At 67.8% G+C, this 25,769-nt stretch carries 21 protein-coding genes; 5 read left to right on the top strand and 16 right to left on the bottom strand.

Going from position 1 to position 25,769, the window contains the following annotated elements; translation table 11 throughout:
• The first annotated feature begins 71 nt into the window (after nucleotides 1-71).
• From GBZ48_RS00950 to GBZ48_RS00935, 4 genes are all read left to right on the top strand, one after another.
• Complete coding sequence (locus GBZ48_RS00950; RefSeq protein ID WP_174469264.1) at nucleotides 72-1,070, top strand: ABC transporter ATP-binding protein; 999 nt, start codon at nucleotides 72-74, stop codon at nucleotides 1,068-1,070.
• A gap of 4 nt (nucleotides 1,071-1,074) precedes the next feature.
• Nucleotides 1,075-2,052: an alpha/beta hydrolase gene (locus tag GBZ48_RS00945; RefSeq protein ID WP_174469263.1), complete on the top strand. Its 978-nt coding sequence runs from the start codon at nucleotides 1,075-1,077 to the stop codon at nucleotides 2,050-2,052.
• 99 nt (nucleotides 2,053-2,151) lie between these two features.
• Nucleotides 2,152-2,331: a hypothetical protein gene (locus tag GBZ48_RS00940; RefSeq protein ID WP_146255431.1), complete on the top strand. Its 180-nt coding sequence runs from the start codon at nucleotides 2,152-2,154 to the stop codon at nucleotides 2,329-2,331.
• A gap of 138 nt (nucleotides 2,332-2,469) precedes the next feature.
• Nucleotides 2,470-2,709, top strand: a complete 240-nt coding sequence (locus GBZ48_RS00935) for a hypothetical protein (protein ID WP_246306903.1) — start codon at nucleotides 2,470-2,472, stop codon at nucleotides 2,707-2,709.
• Nucleotides 2,710-2,822: 113 nt separating this feature from the next.
• On the opposite strand, the gene GBZ48_RS00930 is transcribed toward GBZ48_RS00935, so the two are convergent.
• A complete protein-coding gene (locus GBZ48_RS00930; protein WP_174469262.1) occupies nucleotides 2,823-6,143 on the bottom strand; it encodes a maltotransferase domain-containing protein in 3,321 nt (1,106 codons plus the stop codon).
• Between the two features lie 216 nt (nucleotides 6,144-6,359).
• Between GBZ48_RS00930 and GBZ48_RS00925 the strand changes: the two genes are divergently transcribed.
• Nucleotides 6,360-7,175 (top strand): polyphosphate kinase 2 family protein, encoded by an 816-nt coding sequence (locus tag GBZ48_RS00925; protein WP_246306902.1) that lies wholly within the window; start codon nucleotides 6,360-6,362, stop codon nucleotides 7,173-7,175.
• Nucleotides 7,176-7,221: 46 nt separating this feature from the next.
• Here GBZ48_RS00925 and leuD read toward each other — a convergent pair whose 3' ends face one another.
• From leuD to GBZ48_RS00850, 15 genes are all read right to left on the bottom strand, one after another.
• A complete protein-coding gene (leuD, locus tag GBZ48_RS00920) occupies nucleotides 7,222-7,821 on the bottom strand; it encodes a 3-isopropylmalate dehydratase small subunit (protein ID WP_174469260.1) in 600 nt (199 codons plus the stop codon).
• Nucleotides 7,822-7,823: 2 nt separating this feature from the next.
• Complete coding sequence (gene leuC, locus GBZ48_RS00915; protein ID WP_174469259.1) at nucleotides 7,824-9,230, bottom strand: 3-isopropylmalate dehydratase large subunit; 1,407 nt, start codon at nucleotides 9,228-9,230, stop codon at nucleotides 7,824-7,826.
• Entirely contained in the window at nucleotides 9,227-10,636 is a 1,410-nt protein-coding gene (locus GBZ48_RS00910) for an FAD-dependent oxidoreductase (protein WP_174469258.1), read from the bottom strand. The genes leuC and GBZ48_RS00910 overlap by 4 nt, the downstream gene beginning before the upstream one ends.
• Entirely contained in the window at nucleotides 10,633-11,247 is a 615-nt protein-coding gene (locus GBZ48_RS00905) for a cysteine hydrolase family protein (RefSeq protein ID WP_174469257.1), read from the bottom strand. Before GBZ48_RS00905 ends, GBZ48_RS00910 begins: the two co-directional genes overlap by 4 nt.
• On the bottom strand, nucleotides 11,244-13,340 hold the full coding sequence (locus GBZ48_RS00900; protein ID WP_174469256.1) for a hydantoinase/oxoprolinase family protein: 2,097 nt from the start codon (nucleotides 13,338-13,340) through the stop codon (nucleotides 11,244-11,246). Before GBZ48_RS00900 ends, GBZ48_RS00905 begins: the two co-directional genes overlap by 4 nt.
• 20 nt (nucleotides 13,341-13,360) lie before the next feature.
• Nucleotides 13,361-15,106, bottom strand: a complete 1,746-nt coding sequence (locus GBZ48_RS00895; protein WP_174469255.1) for a hydantoinase B/oxoprolinase family protein — start codon at nucleotides 15,104-15,106, stop codon at nucleotides 13,361-13,363.
• Nucleotides 15,103-16,005 (bottom strand): isocitrate lyase/PEP mutase family protein, encoded by a 903-nt coding sequence (locus GBZ48_RS00890; RefSeq protein ID WP_174469254.1) that lies wholly within the window; start codon nucleotides 16,003-16,005, stop codon nucleotides 15,103-15,105. The genes GBZ48_RS00895 and GBZ48_RS00890 overlap by 4 nt, the downstream gene beginning before the upstream one ends.
• Nucleotide 16,006: 1 nt before the next feature.
• The gene (locus GBZ48_RS00885) at nucleotides 16,007-17,434 is read right to left on the bottom strand and encodes an MmgE/PrpD family protein (protein WP_174469253.1); all 1,428 of its coding nucleotides are present in this window, start codon (nucleotides 17,432-17,434) and stop codon (nucleotides 16,007-16,009) included.
• A gap of 26 nt (nucleotides 17,435-17,460) precedes the next feature.
• Nucleotides 17,461-18,174: an ABC transporter ATP-binding protein gene (locus tag GBZ48_RS00880; protein ID WP_174469252.1), complete on the bottom strand. Its 714-nt coding sequence runs from the start codon at nucleotides 18,172-18,174 to the stop codon at nucleotides 17,461-17,463.
• Nucleotides 18,167-18,913, bottom strand: coding sequence for an ABC transporter ATP-binding protein (locus GBZ48_RS00875; RefSeq protein WP_174469251.1), 747 nt, complete (start codon nucleotides 18,911-18,913; stop codon nucleotides 18,167-18,169). Before GBZ48_RS00875 ends, GBZ48_RS00880 begins: the two co-directional genes overlap by 8 nt.
• Nucleotides 18,900-19,898: a branched-chain amino acid ABC transporter permease gene (locus GBZ48_RS00870; protein WP_174469250.1), complete on the bottom strand. Its 999-nt coding sequence runs from the start codon at nucleotides 19,896-19,898 to the stop codon at nucleotides 18,900-18,902. Before GBZ48_RS00870 ends, GBZ48_RS00875 begins: the two co-directional genes overlap by 14 nt.
• Entirely contained in the window at nucleotides 19,895-20,767 is an 873-nt protein-coding gene (locus GBZ48_RS00865; protein WP_174469249.1) for a branched-chain amino acid ABC transporter permease, read from the bottom strand. Before GBZ48_RS00865 ends, GBZ48_RS00870 begins: the two co-directional genes overlap by 4 nt.
• A 106-nt stretch (nucleotides 20,768-20,873) precedes the next feature.
• A complete protein-coding gene (locus tag GBZ48_RS00860; protein ID WP_174469248.1) occupies nucleotides 20,874-22,118 on the bottom strand; it encodes an ABC transporter substrate-binding protein in 1,245 nt (414 codons plus the stop codon).
• 5 nt (nucleotides 22,119-22,123) lie between these two features.
• A complete protein-coding gene (locus tag GBZ48_RS00855) occupies nucleotides 22,124-22,978 on the bottom strand; it encodes a UTRA domain-containing protein (protein WP_174469247.1) in 855 nt (284 codons plus the stop codon).
• A gap of 201 nt (nucleotides 22,979-23,179) precedes the next feature.
• Nucleotides 23,180-25,489, bottom strand: coding sequence for a mechanosensitive ion channel domain-containing protein (locus tag GBZ48_RS00850; protein ID WP_174469246.1), 2,310 nt, complete (start codon nucleotides 25,487-25,489; stop codon nucleotides 23,180-23,182).
• Nucleotides 25,490-25,769: the final 280 nt, after the last annotated feature.

Here is a 25,769-nt window from a genome sequence, read left to right as displayed (position 1 = left end):
GCGGATCAACGGGGGAAACCACCGGACGCCGGGGCTTTTTCGCAAACCGCAAACATCATGGTTCAGGATCAATGGCCGCGCCAACCGATACCCCCACGCCCGTCTCGCTCCCGGCCAACGCGGTCGAGCTGCGTGGCCTGACCAAGATCTACCAGCCGACCGGCAAAGCCGGGCCGAAGCACGCGCTGAAAGGCATCGACCTCGCCATTCCGCGCGGGTCTCTGTTCGGGCTGCTCGGCCCCAACGGCGCCGGCAAATCGACGATGATCAACATCCTCGCCGGGCTGGTGAACAAGACCGGCGGCACCGCCACCATCTGGGGGCATGAGGTGGCCGACCATCCGCGCCGCGCCCGCGCCTCCATCGGCGTGGTGCCGCAGGAACTCAACATGGATCCCTTCTTCACTCCGCGCGAGATGCTGGAGCTTCAGGCCGGCCTCTATGGCGTGCCGAAGAAGGAGCGCCGGACGGACGAACTGCTTGACGCCGTCGGCCTCGCCGACAAGGCCGACGCCCACGCCCGTTCGCTGTCGGGCGGCATGAAGCGCCGGCTGATGGTGGCGAAGGCGATGGTTCATACCCCGCCGGTGCTGATCCTGGACGAGCCGACCGCCGGCGTCGATGTCGAACTGCGCCGCCAGCTGTGGGACTATGTGCGCACGCTGAACAAGTCCGGCACCACCGTCCTGCTGACCACCCATTACCTGCAGGAGGCGGAGGAGCTGTGCGACACCATCGCCATCATCAACCACGGGCAGGTGGTGGCGTGCGAGCCGAAGACCACCCTGCTGCGCCGGGTCGACAACAAGGCGCTGTGCCTGACCCTGGAGCGCGACCTGACCGCCGCTCCGCCCGCGCTGGAAGGCTATACGGTGGAGCTGCCGGAGCCGCGGCGGATGGTCGTCCGCTATCAGCCGAGCCGCCAGCGCGCCGGCGCCATCCTGTCCACTCTGGCGGCATCCGGAATTGGGATCGTCGATGTCACGACCGAAGAGTCGGATCTTGAAGATATATTCCTCCAACTGACGGGTGGTGCTCACAGCGACACAGGGGTAATCCATGCGGCATAGCGGAATGGCGGCTGTTCTCGGGTTGGGGCTTCTGCTTGGCGGCTGTGCCGCGGATTTCCAACCGATGGGGATGGCCGTCGTCCAGCCGCAGTTGAACGATAAGGTGCTGATCGCCGCCGACGGCTTCGAGCTGCCCATGCGCTCCTGGCTGCCGGCCGACGGCAAGGTGCGGGCCGCGGTGGTGGCCCTGCACGGCTACAACGACTATTCCAATGCCTTCGACGGTGCCGGCCGCGACTTCGCAACTGCCGGCATCGCCACCTATGCCTATGACCAGCGCGGTTTCGGCGCCACCCGTGAACGCGGCGTGTGGGCCGGCACCCCCACGCTGGTCAGCGACGCCCGCATCGCGGTGGAGATGGTGCACAAGCGCCATCCCGGCGTGCCGGTCTATCTGATGGGCGAAAGCATGGGCGGCGCCGTCGTGCTGAGCGCGATGACCGGTCCCAACCCGCCCAAGGTCGACGGCACCATCCTGGTCGCACCCGCCGTCTGGGGACGGCAGGCGATGGGGTTCTTCCCGCGTGCCGCGCTGTGGATCACTTACAATCTGGTTCCCGGGATGGTGGTGCATCCACCGAAGGATCTGGACATCCACCCGTCCGACAACATCGAGATGCTGCGGGCTCTTGGCCGCGACCCTCTAGTCATCAAGGGATCGCGCGTCGATGCGCTGGAAGGGCTGACCGACCTGATGGGGTCGGCGCTCGACGCCTGCCAGCATCTCCAGACGCCCTCGCTGGTGCTTTACGGTGCCCATGAAGAGGTTCTGCCGCCGCGGCCGGTCGAACGTGCCCTGAAGGATTTCGAGTCCGGCGGGCGGCATGTCGTCGCCGTCTATCCCGACGGCTACCACATGCTGCTGCGCGACCTGAAGGGCAAGCTGGTGGTCAACGACGTCATCGCCTGGATCGGGAATCCCAAGGTGCCGCTGGCCAGCGGAGCCGACCGGGCGCCAAGGGCCTTGCTGGCCGCCAAGTAAAGTTCGGCCATATTTTTATCACAGATGCCTGCGCGATTGCCGGTGCGGCGGATTGTTCTTCATCCATCGCAACCTTTGGCAATGGTGGAGGACTGCCCGGTGAGCAACAACCCCGCTCCCGACTTGCGTCTGTCGCCGGAGGAAGTCCGGGAGATGGCCGCCGAATACAAGCTTTCACCCCTGTGGGTGCGGCTGGCCCTGCTGCTCCGCCCGGCCAACCGCGCGGCGCTGGTGGCTTTCCTGGGCTGGGCCAGCGGATTGCCGCATCCACCTGCCTGAAAGGGGTGGCCTGGGGCATGGGACCTTTGCAGCCAAAGGTATAGTACCCGTTAGCACCAAAGCCACTCTGCCCCTTCCAGCGGTTGAGAGCTAAGGTACCGCATAAGCGGACACCGTATGTCCCCGTTGGGAGGAACCATGCACAGCGTCGAATCTCAGGTTACCCCGTCCGGCGCCACCCGCGCCGCGGCGACCGCCCAGACGACCATGTCCTCTACCATGGATGTTCAGACCATTGCCGACCGCTACGGCTGGACCACCCCGATGGCCCGCTGGTGGATGGCGTTCGCCGCCTCATCGGTCGGACCGAAGCCGGATACCATGATCGATTTCCTCGACAAGACCGTCGGCGGCGTGACGATGATCCGCCGGCGCTGATCGTCGCATAGACGGAATTTAAAAAGCGGCCCTGAAGGGCCGCTTTTTTATTGGGAATTTCTTCGGCAGCAGATGTGGGGCGGCAGAGTGTATCTGCCGCCGAAATCCTTTCCTCACACCCCCGGCGGTACGATCCGCCAGATCGCCGCCGGGTTGCGGTGGGGATCCAGCCAGACATTCTGGAACTTGCCGATCCAGGTGAAGCGGTGGCCGCTGAACAGGTCCTCCACCTGGACATGCGCGCCGTCGGACAGGCCCAGCTCCCACAGCGGCACCTCGATGGTCCCGCCATGGCCGTTGTACGGATCCAGGTTCACCGCGATCAGGATCACGTTGTCCTTCGCCGCCGTCATCTTGCCGTACAGCAGGATGTTGTCGTCGAAGGCGTTGTAGAATTTCAGATTGGTGAACTGCTGCAACGCCGGGTTCTCGGCACGGATGCGGTTGATGGCGGTGACGTAGTCGCGAATGTTGCCGGGCTTGTTCCAGTCCCAGTGCCGGACCTCATACTTCTCCGAGTGATTGTACTCCTCCTTGCCGGGATAGGCTTCCGCCTCGCACAGCAGGTAGGGACCGTAGAGCCCATAGACGCCGGCCAGCGTCGCCGCCAGAACCGCCCGCATCATGTGCGCCGGACGGCCACCATGGGTCAGGATCGGCGGCAGGATGTCCGGCGTGTTGGCGAAGAAGTTCGGCCGCATATACTCCCGCGATTCACCCTGCGTCAGCTCGGTCAGGTACTCGGTCAGTTCCGGCTTGGTGGTGCGCCAGGTGAAGTAGCTGTAGGACTGGGTGAAGCCGACCTTGGCCAGCCGCTTCATCAGCTTCGGACGGGTGAAGGCCTCGGCCAGGAACAGGGCGTCGGGATAGCGGTCCTGCACCTCGCGGATCATCCATTCCCAAAAGGGGAAGGGCTTGGTGTGCGGGTTGTCGACACGGAAGATGCGCACACCCTCCTTGCACCACATCAGCACCACGTCGCGCAGCGCATACCACAGGTCCGGATAGGACTGGCGGTAGAAGCTGACATTGACGATGTCCTGATACTTCTTCGGCGGGTTCTCGGCATAGCGGATGGTGCCGTCGGGCCGCCAGTAGAACCAGTGCGGATGCTCCTTCACCCAGGGATGGTCGGGCGAGCACTGGACGGCGAAGTCCAGCGCGATCTCGATGCCATGGCGCTTGGCCTCGCGCACCAGCCGGCGGAAGCTGTCTAAGTCGCCGATCATCGGGTCGATGGCGTCGTGCCCGCCCTCCTCGCCACCGATGGCATAGGGCACGCCGGGATCGTCGGGACCGGGGTTCAGCGTGTTGTTCTTGCCCTTGCGGAAGGCGCGGCCGATGGGGTGGATCGGCGGGAAATACAGCACGTCGAAGCCCATGTCGCGCACCATGGGCAACAGGTTCACCACATCGTCGAAAGTGCCGGGACGCGACGGGTCGGGCGAGGCCGAGCGCGGGAAGATCTCGAACCATGCCGAATAAGCGCCGGCGGTGCGGTCGACATAGACCTCCAACTCACGCACGTAGCGCGACTTGTACTGCCGCTCGCCATATTGCTTCATGACGCGGCGCGGCTCGTCCGACAGGGCATAGTCGATGGCCTCGCGGCCCGACAGCGCCTGCATCCGCTCGATCACCGCCTGGAGCGCCGCACGCCCGTCACCATGGTTCAAGTCCAGCGCCTGCTCGACGAAGCGGCGGCCCTCCACCAGCTCAAGATCGACGACCATGCCGGCATCGACCTTCTTCTTGAAGTCGGCGCGCCAGCTTTCCCACACGTCGCGCCAGGCTTCGATGCTGTAGGTGTAGCGAGCGTTGCGGGTCAGCGGGACGCGGCCGACCCAGCGGTCGTTCTCGTGGAAGCGCATCGGCGCTTCGCTCCACCCGTCATCGCCGTCCGCCTTGTACATGACGGACGCCGCAAGCACGAAGGTGCCGTCGGTGTAAATGTCCGCCCACACCTCCATCACATCGCCGACCGCGCGCTTGATGGCGAAGCGGCCGCCGTCCAGTTCCGGGTAGACATTCTCGATGGTCATGCGGCCGGCGGCGATGGAATCCATCCATTCCCGCTCTTCCACATCATGCAGTTCGATGGCATGGCTGCGGGCAGCGCGAGCGCGGAAGACGCGCAGTTCCATCGGGCGCAGCGTCATCGGCGCGCCCGGCTCCATCGGCAGCGGCTCGGCCTCCGGCGTCACGTCCTCGAACGCCTCGTAGGTGCCGCCGGTGGCTGCCAGGATCGGGCCGACATCCAGCGTGTGCGTCCGGTTCTCGTCCGGGTTCAGCACCAGGATGGCGCAGCCGTCGGGTTGGTCGAGGGCTGCGCCGTCCACCTGCCGGATCAGCCCCAGCACCGGGCTGTGCGGGGAGGTCACGCGGCGCTGCGGCCCCTCGACGTTCAGGGCCGGGGTGGCGGCCTTCATGGCGTTGACGGCGCCGATGAAGCCAGTGAGGTCAAGCTTCGGCTGCTCCCAGTCGGCCGGGCTGGTGCGCACCACGTCCAGCTTGCGGGTGAAGCCATATTCGAAGCCGACCGGCATCAGCACGCCGGTGGAGAAGCTGGCGGCGAACAGGTAATGCATCTTCAGCTGGGCGGCGAGCCGCACGGCGTCCTGGCTGCCGACCTCCGCGGCCAGCCGGTCGGTGTCGTGGCTTTCCGGAAAGGCGATGGACGGGGCGATCCAGCGGAATTCCTCATACTGGTCCAGCAGCCAGTCGGCTTTGAAATCCCACCACTTGGCGCTGTTGAACAGGAAGTCGAAGCCGGCGCCGCACAGCTCGCGGACCTGCTCCACCGTGCAGCCCAGCGTTTCGGCGAAGAATTTCACCTCCGGGTTCACGGCATGGGCGGCGTCGATCAGGCTCTTCCACACATCCGCCGGCACCTGATAGGCGGCGTCGCAGCGGAACCCCCGCACGCCAAGCCCGATGTAATGGCGCAGATAGTCGGACCAGTAGCCGATCAGCCCGGCGCGCGAGTCCGCCCGGTCATAGTCGAGCGAGGCAAGGTCGCCCCACACCGTGACATGGGCGGTGTTGTTGGGATCGACCGCACCCGGACGGTGCAGGTCGCCGTCGGGACCTCGCTTGTACCAGTCGGGGTGACGCTCGACCAGCAGCGCATCGCGCGAGGTGTGGTTGATGACGAAGTCCATCATCACCGACTGTCCATGCGCCGCGGCGTCAGCCGTGAAGCGGCGCAGAAGCTCGTCGTCGCTCTCGTGCGACCCGCCGCGGAGCGCGTCATGCAGCCGGTAGGGGTCCTTGATGGCATACAGGCTGCCGGAAAATCCGGGCTGGTGGATCGGGTTCAGGAATATCCAGTCGAAACCCATCCCCTGGATCCGCGGCAGGTGCCCGGCCCAATCGCGCACGGGACCGACCAGGGTCGGAAACAGGTTGTAGATGCGCGGTCCGACGATGCTCATGGAACCCCCTTCCTTGGCCCTGCTTCTCCGTTGACAGCCTGCCGCTCCCCGTTGTGGGATCGACCAGGCGGCATCGGTGCTTTTCCCTCACGGGTATGCCGGCGCCGACGCAGATGCCGACACCGTGCCCCCGCCGGACAACCCGCAGGGGCGGTGAAGGTTCCGCCCGCCCTGTTGGCAAGCCGCAACCGAACCCACCAGCACAGGATGCAACGCATGGCCGAGAAGCCCGGCAAGGTCTCGAAAATCCGTCTCGGGAAACTGGACCAGGACAAGGTGCGGATCGAGACGGCGGAGGAATATGACCGCCGACTCGGTAAGCTGCAGAAGGAGCTTCTGCACATCCAGCAGACCTATTGGCACGAGAAACGCCGCGCCATCGTGGTGTTCGAGGGCTGGGACGCGGCCGGCAAGGGCGGGGCCATTCGTCGCATGACCGAGCCGCTCGACCCCCGCGGCTTCCATGTCTGGCCGATCTCCGCCCCCACCGCGGACGAGCAGGGAAAGCATTACCTGTACCGCTTCTGGACCAAGCTGCCGGCGCCCGGCACCTTCGCCATCTTCGACCGGTCCTGGTACGGCCGCGTCATGGTGGAGCGGGTGGAGAAGTTCGCCACCAAGGACCAGTGGAAGCGTGCCTATGACGAGATCAACGAGTTCGAACGGCTGCTGACCGACGACGGCGTGCGCATCGTCAAGCTGTTCCTGCACATCACTCCGGAGGAGCAACTGGAGCGCTTCCGCGAGCGGATGAAGAACCCCTACAAGCGCTGGAAACTGACCGAGGAGGATTTGCGCAACCGCGCCAAATGGGACGACTACGTCAAAGCGGCGGAAACGATGTTTGAACGCACCTCCACCACCAACGCGCCCTGGCATGCGGTGGAGGCGAACTCCAAATGGCACGCCCGCCTCAAAGTGCTGGAGCTCGTCACCGCCGCCTTGAAGGACGGTGTGAACATCGCCCCGCCCCCCATCAACGGCAATGTCGCGAAGATCGCCGCCGAGGTGCTGGGGATCAAGGCGGAATAGGACGAAGATCCCCTCTCCCCCGGGGGAGGGGATCATCGCACGCGAATTATACCTCGGCAGGCACCACCCACGGCCGCCGCACCACGTCCTCGCGGTCGAAGGCGTCGATGGCGCCCTGCTGGCGCAGGGTCAGGGCAACGTCGTCCAGCCCTTCGACCAGACAGTCCTTCTTGAAGGGATCGATGGCGAAGGACAACACCCGGCCATCCGGACCGGTCAGGCTCTGGGCCGGCAGGTCCACGGTGACGGCGGTACCCGGCGTCGCCTGCAACTGTCGGCGCAGCAGTGCCACCGTCTCCTCCGGCAGGGTGACGGTCAGCAGGCCGTTCTTGGCGGCATTGGCGGCGAAGATGTCGCCGAAGCTGGGGGCGACGACGCAGCGGAATCCACCGTCCACCAGCGCATAGACAGCGCCCTCGCGCGAGGATCCGCAGCCGAAGTTGCGGTCGCTCACCAGAATGCGGGCGCCGGCATAGGCCGGGTCGTCCAGCGGGAAGCCCGGCTTGCGCTCGTCATGGAACAGGAAGTTGCCATAGCCTGCGCTGCGCGGCTTCTTCAGGAAGCGGGCGGGCAGCAGCTGGTCGGTGTCGATGTTGGCGATGTCGAGCGGCACCGCCGGCGCGGTCAGCGTGACGAAGGGCTCCATCCTCAGGAAACTCCCAGCTTGCGGACATCGGTGAGTTTGCCGGTAGCGGCGGCGGCGGCGGCCATCGCCGGGCTCATCAGATGAGTGCGGGCGTTCGGCCCCTGGCGGCCGGGGAAGTTGCGGTTGGTGGTGGAGGCGCAGCGCTCCCCCGCCGGAACGAGGTCGCCGTTGATGCCGACGCACATCGAGCAGCCCGGTTCGCCCCATTCCAGCCCGGCGTCGATGAAGACCCGGTGCAGCCCTTCCGCCTCCGCCAGCATGCGCACCGGGACCGAGCCCGGAACCACCAACCCCGGCACCGCCGCGCGACGGCCGCGCAGCACCGCGGCGGCGGCGCGCAGATCTTCCAGCCGGGCATTGGTGCAGGAGCCGATGAAGACGCGGTCGATGGTCACCTCCTCCAACGCCACGCCGGGGGTGAGGCCCATGTAATCCAGCATCTTGCGCATCTGGCCGGCGCGTACCGGATCGGCCTCGGATGCGGGATCGGGAACGACAGCGGTTACCGGAACCGCGGTTTCCGGGCTGGTGCCCCAGGTCACCGCCGGGGCTATGTCGGCGGCATCGAGCGTCACCTCGCGGTCGAAAACGGCGTCCGGATCGCTGGGCAGGGTGCGCCAATGCTCCACAGCGCGGCCGAACAGATCCCCCTTGGGGGCGAAGGGCCGGCCCTCGATCCAGGAGAAGGTGGTGTCGTCCGGCGCAATCATGCCGGCCCGCGCCCCGGCCTCGATCGACATGTTGCAGACGGTCAGGCGGCCTTCCATCGACAGGGCACGGATGGCGCTGCCCGCATATTCGATGACATGGCCGGCGGCCCCGTCGGCGCCGATGGCGGCGATCACCGCCAGGATCAGGTCTTTGGCCGTCACATGCGGCCCCAGCACGCCATCCACCGTGATGCGCATCGTCTTGGGCCGGCGCTGCCACAGGGTCTGGGTCGCCAGCACATGCGACACCTCGGTGGCGCCGATGCCAAAGGCCAGCGCGCCGAAAGCCCCGTGGGTCGAGGTGTGGCTGTCGCCGCAGACGATGGTCAGGCCGGGCAGCGTCAGCCCCTGTTCCGGCGCCAGCACATGGACGATGCCCTGGGCCGGATCGTGCAGGCCGAAATGGCGCAGGCCGTGGCGGCCGGCATTCGCCTCCAGCATCGTCACCATGTTGGCGATCTCGGGATCGGCAATCGGCCTGGACCGGCTGTGCGAGGGAACGTAATGGTCGGCGACGGCGAAGGTCAGCTCCGGCCGGCGCACCTTGCGGCCGGCATGGTCGATCATGCCGAAGGCGTGGAAGGACCCTTCGTGCAGGAAATGACGGTCGATGGCGAGCAAGGCCTGACCGTCCGGCCGGGTTGCCACGACATGGGCGTCCCAGACCTTCTCGAACAGGCTGCGTGGCTGTGCGGTCATTGGCTGGTTTCCTCACTAACGGCGCTTGCGGCGGCCATCCCGGCGATGCGCCCCAGCGCCACCGCGGTCAGCAGGCCGTTGCCGGACAGGTAGCCGGACGCCTTAGATCCCGACACGCCGCAGGCCGCCCCGCCAGCGGCATAAAGGTTGGACAGCGGCGTCCCCTGCCCGTCCAGAACACGCGCCTCGTCATCGACGACCAGCCCGCCCTGGGTGTGGAACAGCGCACCGGTGACGCGGACGGCGCGATAGGGAGGAACCAGCGGGGCCGAGCCGGCGAAGTCGCGACCGAACCCATCGGTTCCACCCTCTGCCTTCAGCCGGTCGATGTCGGCCAGCGTGGCGGCGAGGGCATTTGCGTCGATCTTCATCAGCCGGGCCAGTTCGGCCGGCGTGCCGGCGCTCAACACCGCGCCCATCGCCTCGGCCTGCCGGAAATCCTCGAACTGACGGGCGATGGCGGCGATGCGCTCGTCGAAGACGGTCCAGGCGATGCCGTCCGGCTGGCGCAGCACCACCGCCGCCTGTTCCGAATAGCCCTGCGCCTCGTTGGAGAAGCGCCGCCCCTCCGCATTCACCTGCACGCCGCCCTCGGTAATCGTCGCCCAGGTGACGAGGATGCCAGCGGGATGAGCGACCGAGCCATGGCCCTGATGCCCCGACAAATGCCGGGTTGCCGCCCCCAGCGCCTCGCCCCACAGCAGTGCGTCGCCCTGGTTGCCGGTATGGCCGAAATAGAGCGCGTCGGCCAGTTCCGGCACATGCCGCTCGACCAGCGCCCTGTTCCCACCATAGCCGTTGCAGGCAAGGATCAGCGCACCGCAGCCGACCCGCTCGACACTGCTGTCGGGCCGCGTGATCTCGACACCGCGAATCTGTGCGCCATCGGCATGGAGCGCGGTCACATGCGCCTCGCACAGCACGTCGATGCCGGCGGTTTCCACGGCACCGCGCAGCCGGTCGATCAGTTCCGCTCCCGACCGGCTGGGCAACCCATGCATGCGACGGGCGCTATGTCCGGGATAGCTGAAATTGTCCACCACCGAAAACGGCAGGCCATAGCGGTCGGCAAGCCATTCCAGGGCCGGCCCGACCACCTGGGCGACGCGGGCGACCTCAAGCGGGTCCGGCTCCCCTTTCGCCTTGGCGATGATGTCGGCGGCGAAGCGCTCCGGGCTGTCCTCGATTCCGGCATCGCGCTGCCAGCGGGTGCCCGGCGCCGGGATCAGTCCGGCCGACAGGGCGGTGGAGCCTTGCGGCAGCGCATCGCGCTCCAGCACCAGCACGCCGGCCCCCCGCTCATGGGCGGCCAGCGCCGCGACCATTCCGGCCGCTCCGCCGCCGATCACGACGACGGGGACGGTGAACTCGAACTCGATGCCATCGGCGGGCAGGATGCGGCTCATGAGTTCGCCACCTCCTCCAGCATCGCGGCGACTGTCGCCACCCGGCAGACCGGACGGAGTGCTGCGACGGAAACCTCATGCACCTCCGGGCTGAAGGCGGCGCAACCGTCCTCCAGCAGGATGGTCTCGAAATCGCGGACATGGGCGTCGCGCACGGTCGAGGCGACACCGCCATTGGTGACGATGCCGCAGACCAGCAGCCGTTCCACCCCGCATTTCGCCAGCACCCATTCCAGCCGCGACATGTAGAAGGCGGAATAGGCGATTTTCTCCACCTCGACATCGACGGGCTGGAGCGCATCCACCGTGCGGTGACCCCAGCTTCCGGGCTGGAAATCGCCCTTCGCCAGGAAGGGCCGCAGCGACTTCAGATGAGGCGAGATCATCGGCTCGCCGCCGCGGCCCGGCACCAGGGTGAAGTTGGTGGAGATCACCCAACCGCCGCGCGAGCGCAGCAGATCGGCCAGCGGCTTGACCCGCTCCGGCAGCGCCGCAATCTCCGCCGCCGTCTGCCCGGCGCGGCCATAGGCGCCTTCGGGATGCAGGAAGTCGTTCTGGAGGTCGCAGACCAGCAGCGCGGTGCGCTCGACCGGGAAGACGCCAGCGCTCATCGGGCGCTCCTTTCGACAATGATGTTGCCGAAGCCGTCGACACGGGCGGACAGGTCGGGGTCGATGACGGTGGTGGCATCCGGCTGCTCAAGGATCGCCGGGCCCTGGATCAGGGCACCGACCGGCAGATCCAGCCGGTTATAGACCGCCGTCTCATGCCAAGCCCCATCGAACCACACCGGCCGCGACCCGGCATAGGCGCCCTCCACCGTGGTTCCGGCGGCCGGAGCCAGGGCAGAGAGGTCGAAATGCGGACGGCGGCCGATGGCGGCGGTGCGCAGATTGACGATCTTGGCCCCCACCCCTGGCAGCAGACGGCTGAAAGAGGCCTGATAGGCGCGCTCGAAGGCGGCGTGGATGGTCGCCTCGTCGATCCCCGTGCTGTCGTTCTCCACCGACACCGGCAGCGGCACGGCGACCGTATGGGTCTGGCCGATGTAGTGCATGTCCAGTTCGAAGACGAGGTCGATGCGCTCGACGCTGAGCCCGGCGGACTCCACCACCGCGCGGGCTGCGGTCGCCTCCTCCACCATGCGGCGGTCGAGCGAGCGTGCGTCGATGCCGGCCAGCGGCAGATTGACCGTCTGCACCTGATCGTGGCGGATGTCGGCGATGACGCAGCCGAGCGCCGAGGTCACGCCGGGGAAGCGCGGCACCAGAGCCGCCTTCAAACCGACCTCCTTGATCAGCGCGCCGACATGGAGCGCCCCGCCGCCGCCGAAGGGCACGGCGGCGAATTTGGCCGGATCGTGGCCGCGCTCGATGGAGACGAGGCGGATGGCTCCGGCCATCTTGCTGTTGGCGATGCGCACCACGGCTTCCGCCGCCGCCATGACGTCGAGGCCGAGCGGCTCGGCGACATGGGTGGCGATGGCAGTGCGGGCGGCATCGACGTCCAGACGCGCGAGCTTGCCGCCGATGGGGCGTTCGGCATTGATGCGGCCGAGCAGCACGTTGGCGTCGGTCAGGGTCGGGCGGGTGTTGCCCTGGCCGTAGCAGACCGGGCCCGGCCGTGAACCGGCGCTCTCCGGCCCAACCTGGAGCATGCCGCCGGGATCGACCCCGGCGATGGAGCCGCCGCCGGCGCCGATGGTGGTGATCTCGATCATCGGCGTGCGGACGACCAGACCGAAATCGATGGTGGTCTGGGCGGCCAGCATGGTCTGCCCTTCCACCACCAGCGACACGTCGAAGCTGGTGCCGCCAAGGTCGCCGGTGATGACGTTGGGAAAGCCCGCCGCCTTCGAGATCGCCGCCGCCGCGATCACGCCGGCCGCCGGGCCCGACAGGGCGGTGCGCACCGGCAGACGCCTTGCGGTGTCGGTCGACATCACGCCGCCGTTCGACTGCACGATATGGAAGCGGCCGCCGAACCCTTCGCCGGCCAGCGCGTTGTCGAGCTTGGCGAGATAGCTGCCGACCACCGGCTGGAGATAGGCGTTCAGCGCGGTGGTCGAGGTGCGCTCGAACTCGCGGATTTCCGGCAGGATGCGGGAGGAACATTCGAGATTGGCGTTCGGCCAGACCTCGCGCGCCGCCTCCAGCGCCGCCAGCTCGTTGGCCGGGTTGGCATAGGCGTTGATGAAGACGATGGCGAGCGCCTCCGCCCCCTGCTCGGCCAGCCGGCGGGCGCAAGCGCGCACCTCCTCCGGGTCGATTCCGGTGCGGATGGTGCCATCGGCCAGCGTGCGCTCCGCCACCTCCAGCCGCATGTCGCGGTCGACAACGGGCACGAAATCGCCCCACAGGCCCCAGGTGTGGCGTCGGTCGCGGCGGCGCATCTCCAGCACGTCGCGGAAGCCGGCGGTCGTGATCAGCCCGACCTTCGCGCCCTTGCGCTCCAGCAGTGCGTTGGTGCCGACGGTGGTGCCGTGTACGATGGAGCCCAGTTCCGCCACCGGGCCGAAGCTCTGCAAACCGGCCAGGAAGCCGACCGCCTCGTCGCCGCGGTTGGACGGAACCTTGGCGGTGCGGAAGCTGCCGCGCGCCTCGTCGTAATGGAACAGGTCGGTGAAGGTGCCGCCCACATCGACGCCGACGATGGCGCCCTTGGGGGCGCCCTTGGCTGCACCCATGGAAATACCGTTGCTCATGGTCTTGGATCCCGGAATCGTCAGGCGGCGGAGGATTCGCGCAAGGTCGCGGTGGCGGCGATGTCGAGCGCGCCGTCGTCGGTCAGCGCCACGCCATAGGCGCTGCGCGCCGCGTCACGGCCGAGGTAGCCGAGCCGCACGTCGCGGGCGACAGCCTCCGCATCGCGGCGCTTCGGGTCGCCCCAGCCGCCGCCGCCCGGCGTCTCCAGCCGCACGCGCTGGCCGTCGCGGATTTTCACGTCGGTGACCTTGGAGGCGAGCGGCGGCGACTTCTCGCCCTCGTCGCTCTGCCAGGTGAAGCGGTTCAGCGCCGCCGGGATGCCGCCGGCGACACCGAAGGGCGCGAAGACGCCGCGCTCGCCCAGCAAAAAGACGTCGGCGTCGGTCAGCGCCTCGATCTCGTAGACCGCGCCCAACCCGCCGCGATGCAGGCCGGCACCGGCGGAGTCCGGGCGCAGAGCCCATTGGGTGAACATCACCGGATAGGCGGCTTCGAGGATTTCCACCGGCGGGATGGTGGCGGTGGAGATCGGGTTGTTGGCGTGGTTCAGCCCGTCCGTCTCCGGATTGCCGCCCAGGCCGCCGCCGAAGAAGGAGAACATCACCCAGCGCGAGCCGTCCTTGCGGTGGCCGGCCAGCGACAGCGCGTTGATGGTGCCGAAGGGGGCGGCGGTGGCGCGGGCCGGGTCGGCGAGCGCCAGCGCGCCGAACACCACGCCGATCACCCGCAGGATGGTTTCGGTATAGCCGCCGACCGGCTTCGGCGGCTTGACCGCCAGCAGGGTGCTTTCGGGGATGACGAAGGTGATCGGGTTGAGGCAGCCGGCATTGGCCGGCACGTCGGTGAAGACATGCTTCAGCGCGACATAGCAGCAGGCCACCGCGGTGGAATAGGCGATGTTCAGCGGCCCGGCGCAGGGAGCCGACGACCGCGAGAAGTCCAGCGTCATCCGGTCGCCGGCAATCGTCAGGTCCAGCGCGATGAGCAGCCGGTCCGCCGTGATGCCGTCATTGTCGAGATAATCCTCGAAGCTGTAGACGCCGTCCGGCAGCTTGGACACGGCGCTGCGCATCAGCGCGTCGGCCCGCGCGGTGAAGGCGTCGAAGGCGGCGGCGACCGTCTCCTCGCCATGCTCGTCCAGCAGCTCGGTCAGGCGGCGCACGCCCAGGTCCAGGGCATTCAACTGGCCGTTCAGGTCGCCGTAATTCGATACCGGCACACGGGAATTGGCGGCGAGGATCGCCAGCAGATCGTGGTTCATCGCACCAGCCTTGACCAGCTTCACCGGCGGGATGCGGACGCCTTCCTGGAAGCTGTCGGTGGCGCGGGCGTTGAAGTTGCCCGGCACGTTGCCGCCGATGTCGAGCCAATGGCCGACCGACGCCATCCAGCAGAACAGCCGGCCCTGACGGAAGATCGGCCGCACCAGACGGAAGTCGTTCAGGTGGGTGCCGCCGTCATAGGGATCGTTGAACAGGAAGATGTCGTCGGGATGGAGGTCGCCCTCCTTCACCACCTTGTCGATCACCGCCTTGACCGCGAAGGCCATGGCGCCGACGAAGATCGGCAACCCATTGGTGCCCTGCACCAGCGTGGCGCCGGTCTCGGCATGGTAGAGGCCGTGGCAGGCGTCGCGCGCCTCGGCGATGATCGGGTTGAAGGCGGAGCGGTAGAGCGTCGCATCCATCTCGTCGGCGATCTGCTCCAGCCGGCCCTTCAGGACGGCCAGCGTGACGGGGTCGATTGCGGTGGTTCTGGTGGTCATGCTGCGTCCTCCCGCTTGGCGGGGCCAAAGTCCTTATAGGTTTCGCCGAGCGCCAGCATCTCCGGCGTGCCGATCAGGTCGTTCAGCGCGTTGAAGTCGAACATGCGGTCGCGGAAAGGCTGGGTGGTGCCGTGCTGCGCCAGCGAGCCGTAATAGTCCTGCGCTTGCCGAGCGAGCGCTCGCACGATTCCGCCGGGGAAGATCACCAGCCGGTAACCCAGCTCGGCCAGATCGGCGGCGGAGCTGATCGGCGTCTGCCCACCCTCCACCATGTTGGCGAGCAGCGGGCGGATGCCGCCCAGGTCGGTGGCGATGGCGGACAGCTGCTCGCGGCTTTTCGGCGCCTCGACGAACAGCACGTCGGCCCCGGCCTCGACATAAAGGCGGGCGCGGTCGAGGGCGGCCGAAACGCCTTCCACCGCCACCGCATCGGTGCGGGCGACGATGAGCGTGCCTTCGCTGGCGCGGGCATCGACCGCCGCCTTGATCTTGCCGGCCATCTCGCCGGCCGGGATCACCGCCTTGTCGGTCAGGTGGCCGCAGCGCTTGGGAAAGCTCTGGTCCTCAAGCTGCAACGCGGTGGCGCCGGCGCGCTCGAACGTGCGCACGGTGCGCTGCACGTTGAGCGCGTTGCCGTAGCCGGTATCGGCATCGACGATCAGCGGCGTCGGCACGCGGTCGCGCACCAGGGCGATGGTGTCGGCCACCTCGCTGACCGAAACCAGCCCGATGTCGGGCCGGCCCAGCCGGGTGTAGGCGATGGCCGCACCGGACAAGTACAGCGCCTCGAACCCGGCGGCGGTGGCCATCGACGCGGTGAAGGCGTCATAGACGCCGGGAGCCAGCACGACGCGGTCTTCGGAAAGCCGCTGTTTGAAGCTGAGGTCGGGCATGGTCATCTCAGACGCTCCCCCCGGCGGCGGCAGGCGCCGACAGAAGCCGGGTAAGGGTTGAAAGATCGGCCGCGCGGTCGATGGTCTCGACGCAGTCGGCGATGGCGGCGGCGTGCGAAGCGCCCCAGACCGGGCCGGCGAGTTCGGCGAACTTCGCCCGCACCTCGTCCGGGCTGTAGGGATCCTCGGTGTCGCCCTTGTTGGTCAGCGCCTCCGCCGCGAAGCTGCGGCCGTCGGCGAGCGTCAGGCGGACACGGGCCGGGCGCAGTCCGGGAAGGCGGGCGGTCAGGCCGACATCCTCGCGCACCGTCACCCGGCGGGCGAGATCGCGGGTGGCCTGGGCCTGCCGGGCCTCGTCGCGGAAGGCGTCGGGCGTCGCCGCCCCGTTGGCGAGGAAGGTCGCCAGCGCGAAGGGCAGCGAGAATTTCGCCGCCAGCATGTTCTTCGGTTCAGGGCCGTTCAGCTGGGCGGCCCAGACATAGGTGTCGACCTCGATGGAGGCGACCTGCTCCGGCGCGATCCGCCCGCCGGCCTGCGCCACGATGTCCCCCAGCGCATCGAGCGCGCCGTGGGTGTAGCGGCAGGCGGCGTGGCGCTTGAAGTAGTTGCGGGCGATCTCCCAGCGCTCGCCCAGTTCGTCCACCATCAGGTCCGGGCGAAAATCGCGGGCGATGACGCCGCCGAACACGCTGCCGACCCCGTCGGTCTCGCCGATGATGCCGCTGGCCGCCAGATCCCAGGCGGTCAGGCCCAGCTGGTTCGACACGCCGGCATAGGCGTTGCGCACGGTGCCACCCTCCAGCATCGTCCGCCGGCTGGTGGCGAGGCCGAGGGTGGAGGCGATGTTGATCGTCTCGATCATCGCCGCCGCATCGGCCCGGTTCAGGTGCGCCACCGCCAGCGCCGCACCCGCCGTGCCCCAGGTGCCGTGCGGGTGGGTGGTGACCAGCAGCTTGGCGGCGATGCCGATGCGCGAGCCGATCTCGTACCCCAGCGCCAGCGCGGTCAGCAGATCGGCGCCGGAGGAGTTCAGCCGCGGCCCGGCGGCGAGTGCCGCCGGCAGCACATGGATCCCCGGATGGCCGCGGGCATACTGGTTGCCCTCGTCCAGTTCCAGCATGGTCCCGGCGAGGCCGTTGAGGAAGGCGGCCGAGCCGGCGGGAAAGCCATGGCCCGAACCGATGGCCGGGCAATCCCCGGCACCGGCGGTCTCAGCCATCCTGCCGACCAGGGCACGGCATTCCGGTTCCTGCATGCCGGCGGCGATCACGCCGATGCAGTCGAGCAGCACCAGCTTGGCCCGTTCCACCACCGGGGCCGGCAGGTCGGCGAAGGTCAGGCCGGCGGCGAAGGCGCCCCAGCGGTCGAGCCAGGACGGGCGGGCGGCGGCGAGCAGCTCGCTCGCCGGCTTCACGTCGAAGGATAGGCTTGTCATGTCACCGCTCCCAGGCGGACAGCCCCTCAGAGGCCGAGATAGGTGCGTTTCAGTTCGGGGTCGCGCGCGATCTCGTCGGACGGTCCCGACAGCGCAAAGACGCCGTTCTCAAGGATGTAGGCCCGGCGGGCGACCTCCAGCGACTGGACGACGTTCTGCTCCACCAGCAGGATTGCCAGCCCGTCTTCATTCAGCTTGCGGATCAGCCCGAACATCTCCTCCACCACCAGGGGCGAGAGGCCGAGCGACGGCTCGTCGAGGATCAGCAGCAGCGGCTCGGCCATCATGCCGCGGCCGATGGCGAGCATCTGCTGCTCGCCGCCCGACAAAGTGCCGGCGAACTGGCCCTCGCGCTCCTTCAGCCGGGGGAAGGTCGCGAAGATGCGCTCCAGGTTCCGTGCACGGTTCGACTTGCCGCGCCGGTAGCTGCCGAGTTCCAGATTCTCGCGGATCGACAGGTTGGGGAAGATCTTGCGGCCTTCCGGCACCTGGATCAGCCCTTCTTCCACGATACGCGCGGCGGATTTGCCGTCGATGCGGGTGCCGCCGAAGCGGATCTCGCCGGCCCAGGCCGGCAGCACGCCCGACATCACCTTGTTCAGCGTGGTCTTGCCGACGCCGTTGGAGCCCAGCACCGTGACGATCTCGCCGGCATGGACGGCCATGTCGATGCCGCGCAGCACCTCGGTGGCGCCATAGCCGGTCTTCAGCCCGCGGATTTCCAGAAGCTGCTCAGCCATGGGCCGCCCCCTCCGCCTTCAGCCGGGCGGCGGCGCCGTGGCCGAGATAGGCCTCGATCACACGGGCATCGGCACAGACGACGGCGGGCGGCCCCTCGGCGATCATGCGGCCCTGTGCCAGCACATAGACGCGCTCGCACAGGTTCATCACCGCCTGCATGACGTGTTCGATCATCAGGATCGTCACCCCTTCGTCGCGGATGCCCCGGATCACCGGGATGATATCGCGGATTTCCGACGGGTTCAGCCCGGCCAGCACCTCGTCCAGCAGCAGCAGCTTCGGCTCGGTCGCCAGCGCGCGGGCCAGCTCAAGCCGCTTGCGCCCGGCCACCGTCAGCCCGCCGGCCGGCCGGTCAAGCTCGGCGCCCAGCCCGACACGGCGCGCCACGTCGCGTGCCTTGGCGGTTGCATCGGCCCGTTTGGCATGGCGCAGATAGGCACCGACCGCGATGTTCTCGCATACCGTCAGCCCGGCGAAGGGCTGGACGATCTGGAAGGTGCGACCAATGCCGCGCTCCGCCCGGCGGTGCGGCTCCTCGGCGGTGATGTCGGTGCCATCGAAGCGGATGCGCCCGTCGGTGGGGGCGACGAAGCCGGAAATCATCGAGAATAGCGTGGTCTTGCCGGCACCGTTCGGGCCGATCAGCCCGACGATGCCTCCGGGTTGCAGCGACAGCGTCGCGCTGTCCACCGCCATCAGCCCGCCGAACCGCTTGGAAACGCCATCAACGGCCAGCATGGGAAACCTCCTTGGGTCCGCGCGTGACCATCCCGCGGCCGCGGTCGCTTAAGCGTTCCAGCAGGCCCAGGATGCCGCCGCGGGCAAAGGCCACGGCCAGCACCAGCACGCCGCCGAAGACGATCAGGTCGATGCCGGGGATGCGGCCGGCGAACTGCTTGGCGACCTCGCCCAGCCCGTGCAGGGTCAGCGCCCCCACCACCGGACCGAAGACGGTGCCGACGCCGCCGATGATCGGGGCCAGCAGAAGCTCCACCGAAATCCAGCTGCCATAGGCGATGTTGGCGTCGATGTAGAGGAAATATTGGGCATAGAGGCAGCCGGACAGCGCCGTCACCCCACCGGACAAAGCGATGGCGCGCAGCTTCACCGTCAGGGAATTGACGCCCAGCGCCTTGGCCGCATCCTCGTTCTCGCGCACCGCCACCAGCTGCGCCCCGAAGCGGGAGCGCTGGATCCAGCGCGTCAGCAGCAGCACCGCGGCAACGAAGGCCAGCACCAGCCAGTAGAAGACGGCGCGGTCGTCGAATTGCAGGTTGGCGGCGCGGACATCCAGCTTGATCAGCAACCCCGCCGCACCGCCGGTGAATGACGCCGCATTGGCGAGGATGCGGAACACTTCGGCAAAAGCCAGCGTCACCAGCGCGAAGTAGGAGCCGCGCAGGCCCGACCGGAAGCTGAGGAAGCCGATGACCCAGCCGACCGCCGCACCGGCCGCCACGGCTAGCACCAGACCGGCCCAGGCGTTGACGCCATAGCGCAGTTGCAGGATCGCCGTCACATAGGCGCCGGTGCCGAAGAAGGCGGCATGGCCGAAGCTGAACTGGCCGCCGAAGCCGCCCAGGATGTTCCAGCCCTGCGCGCCCAGCGCCACGATCAGCATGAAGACCAGGAAGTTCAGCACCGGGCTGGATGTCACCACCAGCGGCAGCAGCGCCGCCAGGACGGTGAGGACGCCGATCGGGATCAGGTCGCGCGCGGTCATGCCTTGGCTCCGAACAGTCCGGTCGGCCGCACCAGCAGCACGGCGATGAAGATCAGGAAGATGCCGATCTGGCCCAGGCTGTCGCCCAGGAACAGGCCGCACAGGCTCTCCACCACGCCGATGAACAGGCCGCCCAGCAGCGCGCCGGGCAGCGAGCCCATGCCGCCCAGCACCACCACGGTGAAGGCGACGAGCACGAAGGCGCCGCCGATGCGCGGGTTGACGTAGAAGGTCGGCATCAGCAGCCCCGCCGCGACGGCAAGACAGGCACAGCCCAACCCGAAGGTGACGGCATAGACATGCGGCACGTCGATGCCGACCAGATTGGCGCCCAGCTTCTCCTTGGCGACCGCGCGGATGGCCTTGCCGGTGTCGGTGCGGTTCAGCACCAGCCACAAGAGGCCGGTGACCACCACGGCGACGCCCAGCCCGATCAGCCGTGGATAGCTGAGCAGCAGCGGTCCCAAAGCCACCACTTGGAAGGAATAATCGGTGTCAAGCGTGCGGGTGTCGGACTGGAACACCGCCAGCAGCACATTCTCCAGCACGATGGACAGGCCCAGCGTGACCAGCAGGATGTTGCCGTCGTCGCCATGGCTGGCCGGCCCGATGACGAAGCGCTGCAGGCCGTAGCCGAGCACGAACATCAGCGGCACCAGCGGGAGGATGGCGAGATAGGGGTCCATGCCCAGCGCCGCCCAGGCGATCCAGACCGCGAACATGGCACAGGTCAGAAGGGCGCCGTGGGCGAAGTTGATGATGTGGAGCACGCCGTAGATCAGCGTCAGGCCGAGCGCGATCAGGGCATAGACCGCACCGGTCATCAGACCGTTCAGCGCCGCTTCCAGGATGATCTGAGGTGAATACATGGCAGCCCGCGCATGAGAGGAATGGTCCCTCACCCGCGCCGGGTCGGCCGGCTCGCGGCGACCCGGACGGATGGGGGAATGCGGAGGTGCGACGGCGAAAAACGGATCAGGCCGCCGGGAAGTTGGCCTTCGCCTCGGCGAATGCGTCGGGGAAGATCACCTTGATGTCCTCACCCTGGATCTGGGTGTTGATCGGGGTGGCGCCCTCGTTCTGGCCGTTGACGAACTTGGTCGGGCCGTAGGGCATGATGTGGCCGGCGAAGGTGGAGGCGTTCAGCGCCTCGATGATCTTCTTGCGGTCGGATGATCCCGCGCGCTCGATGGCGTCGGCCAGCAGCAGGACGTTCGAATAGTTCAGCGAGACATTGTAGGCGAAGGACTTGCCCTGCCCTTCCACCGCCTTGCGGAGCGCCAGCGCCTTCGGGTTCTTCGGATCGTGCCAGTGGTTGCAGTCGATGACGTTCTGCGCCGCCTGCGGGAATTCCTTGACGAAGCGGCCGTTCGATGCCGCACCGCCCAGGATCGCATAGATGCCCTTCGGCTTGATGCGCTGCTGCTGCATGGTGCGGGCGAGCAGCACGAACTCGCCATAGTAGTTGGACGGGATCACCAGATCGGGGTTCAGCGAGCGGATGCGCAGCGCCACGTTGGACATGTCGCGCGCCGGGGTCGGGTGGGCGATGGTCTCCAGAATCTCGAAGCCGCGCTTGGGCAGTTCGGTTTGCAGCAGCTTGGCGAGGCCGGAGCCGAACAGCCCGTCCTCATGCACCAGCACGACGGTTTTGGCCGGCTTGCCCGCCTTGTCGTTGATGGCGGTCAGGTTGTCGAGCGCCACCTGGGTGACCTTGCCGAAACCGGGGCTGAAGCGGAAGGTGTTGGTCAGGCCGCGCGACATGATCTGGTCCGACACGCCGACATCGACCAGATAGGGCAGATCGTAACGTGCCGCCGCCTGCGACGCGGCGAGGCAAATCGGGCTGGCGAAGCCGCCGACGATGGCGGACACGCCTTCGGCCTGCATCCGCTCCACCTCCTGCGTGCCGGCTTCGGGAGTCGAGCGGGCGTCGCCGAACAGCATTTCCAGCTTGGCGCCGCCCAGCGACTTGATGCCGCCGGCCGCGTTGATCTCGTTGATCGCCATCTCCGCACCGGCCCGGCCTAGGTCGCCGTCATGGGCCAGCGCGCCGGTCACCGGCTGGAGGATGCCGATCTTCACCGCCGGGGTCTGCGCCCGCAGGACCGAGGGGGCGGCAAACGGCAGCGCGGTGACGGCGGCAGCCGCCGCACCGGCCTTCAGAACCGTGCGGCGGGAAATGCCGGCGAGGGTGGAGTCCTGAACCGAACGTCCCATAACGCTCAACTCCTCTGTTTGATGACCCGCGGGGTGCGGGTGGGCTTTTCGCCCGATTTGCTTTTCTCGGATTTGCTCTTGTCAGCAGCGCGCGGCCAGCCGAGCGCCGGGCTCCAGCGCCGTTCGCCGTCGCTGCCGGTGCGCACCAGATCCATGTGGAAGCTGTAGCGGTCGGGCCGGTACAGCGCGTGGAGGTGCTCCACGCCGCGGCCCGACGGCTCGTAGACAATGCGGGTCAGGGTCAGCAGCGGCGAACCGATCTCCAGATCCAGCGCCGCCGCCGCTTCCGGACCGGCCAACGTGGCGTTGATCGCCTGGGTGGCGCGTTCCGTCGTCACACCCGACCGTTCGATCAGTTCCAGCAGCGGGCGCGCTGCCAGTTCCGCCTCCGAGTAGGTCAGGCCGATCCATTCCGGCACATGGGTGGTGAGGTAGGAGAAGGGCTCCCCGTCGATCAGGCGCACGCGCACCGACCGCTGCGCCCGCTCGCCGGGTTTCAAGCCAAGGCTCTCGGCAATAGACTCAGGCGGCACGCCGTAGCCGAAGGACAGCAGCCTGACGTCGGTGCTGCGGCCCATGTCGATCAGGTGCGACAGCACGTTCGACAGATCGGCGACGATCGGCCGGACAGCGCGCGTGTCGTGGACGAAGGTGCCGGACCCGGCCTTGCGCTGCACCAGCCCTTCCTTGTCCAGAAGGTCCAGCGCGCGGCGCACGGTGACGCGGGACACGGCATGTTCGGCGGCCAGAGCCGGTTCGCCCGGCAGGCGCGCGCCCGGCGGCAGCTCGCCGGCGACGATGCGGTCGCGCAGCAGCAGATAGATCCTGCGAGCCTTCAGGGGTTCGACCGCCGACTTCACAGCACTCCGCCTCCCCTTCCACCGGAAACCGTCCCACCGGGAACCAATGCTGTCCATTCATCAGACAGGAACCTGTATGATGGATAATACAGCTTTGGTCAACAGCGATGTTGGGGGCGCGAACCATCGCGGCCCGAACCCAAGCAAGCCTCCCTGGGTCCGGCCAGAGGATTTGACAGGAGCATCGCTGCCGGGCGGCGGTCACTCCGCCGCTTCGCCGTAGGCGTTCGCCTTGGGCATCCCGTCGGGCGCCATGTGCAGGATGCGTTGCGGGAATGGGATGGCGATTCCCAGTTCGCCGAACCGCTTCTTCATGCGGCCGTTGAATTCGCGGCCGACGTTCCATTGCTGGATCGGCAGGGTCTTGATCCGCGCCTTGACCAGGACGGCGGATTCCTGGAAGGCGTCGATGCCCAGCACCTCCAGCGGCTCCAGGATCAGCGGCGCGAAGCGCGGATCGGCGCGCATCCCCGCCCCGATCTCGTGCAGAACCGACACGACGCGGTCGACATCCTCGCGATAGGCCACGGTGACGTCGAAGACGTAGTAGCTGAAGTCCTTGGTCATGTTGGAAATGCTGGTCACCGCACTGAACGGCACCGTGTGCACCGTTCCGTCGAAATCGCGCAGGCGGATGGTTCGGATGGTGATGCCCTCCACCAGACCGCCCTTGCCGCCGACATTCACCACATCGCCGACCGAGATGGTGTCCTCGAACAGGATGAACAGGCCGGTGATGACGTCCTTCACCAGCGTCTGCGCGCCGAAGCCGACGGCAAGGCCGACCACGCCGGCACCGGCCAGCAGCGGCCCGATGTCCAGCCCCAGTTCCGACAGGGCGATCAGCGTCACGAAAGTGGTCAGCAGCACCATCAGCGCGTTGCGCAGCAGCGGCAGCAGCGTGCGGATACGGGCGCTGCGCTGGATCGTGTGGCCGTTGCGGTCGGTGGTGGCGAGGTTCCGCTCGATGACGGCGTTCGTCAGTTCCCACACCGCAAGCGCGATGCCGGCGACCAGCAGAATGGCGAGGCCGGAGGCGACGAACCGCCAGCCCAGGGCGGTTTCCACCGCCCCCCGGATGTCCAGCCCCCAGGCATCCAGCACCACCAGAGCGGTCAAAACTGCGACCGACCAGTGCAGCAGGCGGGTGCCCGGCCCGACATAGCGCTTTATCCGTTGCTCGCCCCAGGTCGAGCGCTGGCGGTCCAGCCGCCGCCGCAGTGCCGCGGAGCCCTGGGCGATCCCGCGACCGGCGATCCGGGCGATGGCGATCACCGCCATCGACACGGCTGTTGCCCGCAGGACGAACAACAGCCCTCCCTCCACCTCCAGCGCCCAGATGCCGAACAACGCGACGATGTAGAGGATGGCAACGGCATGCCAGACATTGGCCAGACGCCGTCCGGCCGCGCGCAGAAGGCGGCCGGGGCGCGTGGTCCTGATAGCGTGCGCTCCCCCCTGCTCCCGATCCGGAACCGACGGTGCGGCCGAAATCTCCCCGCGCAGCCAGGACGCGACGGCGACGCGGCTTTGCAGGACAAGCGCGGTCAGCATGACGGCATCGGCAAGCCCGACCAGCTTCACCAGCGTGTCGTAGGACTGTTCCGGCAGCCCGAGCGTGCGCACGGTCCCGGCGGCGAACAGGCCGTAGACGGTGGTGGCGGCGATGGCCCGGCTCCACATCAGGAGACGCCGCGCCGACGCGTCGCTCATCGGGATCAGCCGCAGGTTGGTGGAGCGCGGCGACAGCAGGACGCGCATCACCAGAAGCACGACCTGCACGAACAGGCTGGCGTTCAGGAAGGCGACCCCGAGCAGCCGCACCGTCGCCGGCGGGTCGATCAGCACCAGAACGCCGAAGCCGGCAAAGGCGAAGGCGGCGATGGGTGCCAGATCCATCAGGGCGCGGACCAGCAGCAAGGGGATCTTGGCGATGGCGGACTGGAAGGGCCGTGCCGCCAGGATCGACCGCGGCCGGCTCAACAGCCGGATCGTGATCAGCCTGATGCTGTGCCCGGCGACAAGGACAAGGGCGAGTTCGGCGAACAGCCAGGCCCAGGTCGCCCGCTTTGCCGGGTCCAGCGCCTGCCGCTGCAGCCAGCGCATCCCCTGCGGCGCGGCCAGCACCACCTCGCCGGTCGTCCGGACCTCCTCCCCCAGATTGTCCAGCCGCGCCGACAGCACCGTCAGCAGGCGCGTGCCGAGGCGCTCGGTATCGCGCTCGGGCTTGGCCGCCTGTTCGACCTGCTGCAAAGCCTTCAGCTGCTCCAGCAGTTCCTCGCGCTTGGCCGGGTTCTCCAGCGAATCGACCAGGCGGCCGATCTCCTTCGGGTCCGGTGCCGGGGCTGCCGCCGGGGCCGGCGTCGTCAGAGGCAACTGCGCAAAGGCGGAGCCCGCCGCGGCGAGGATGGAAACGCCGATGGACAGGAGGCAAAGCAGGAGAATGGCGGAATGGCGCCTCGTTCCGCGGCGGTCAGCTGGCGCGTGTGCGCTGCGTTCGGCAAAAACCATAGGCTCCAGAAGCGTTGGATGGGCAATCCGTCGACAACAGGACGGGTAATCCCATCGTCACGCTGCCCGCGCCGTCTGAAATGGCATACCCCATAGGCTGGCGATGGGCGTCCGGCCCCTGGTCAGCGGTATAGGATCCATCGGATTTCCTTCTGGTTGAAATCGCAACTCCGCATTTCCGATTTCGATTTGACCGGTCTATCCCTTGGTCACAGGCCAAGGGGCCGGGTTGCAAGCCACCGTTCCGCGGGCGAGGATCGGTCAAATCCCGGCGCTACGA

The organism is Azospirillum melinis (assembly GCF_013340935.1).
Lineage (GTDB): Bacteria > Pseudomonadota > Alphaproteobacteria > Azospirillales > Azospirillaceae > Azospirillum > Azospirillum melinis.
The sequence above is the reverse complement of the archived record's forward strand: the minus strand, read 5'-3'. Positions and strand labels throughout refer to the sequence as shown.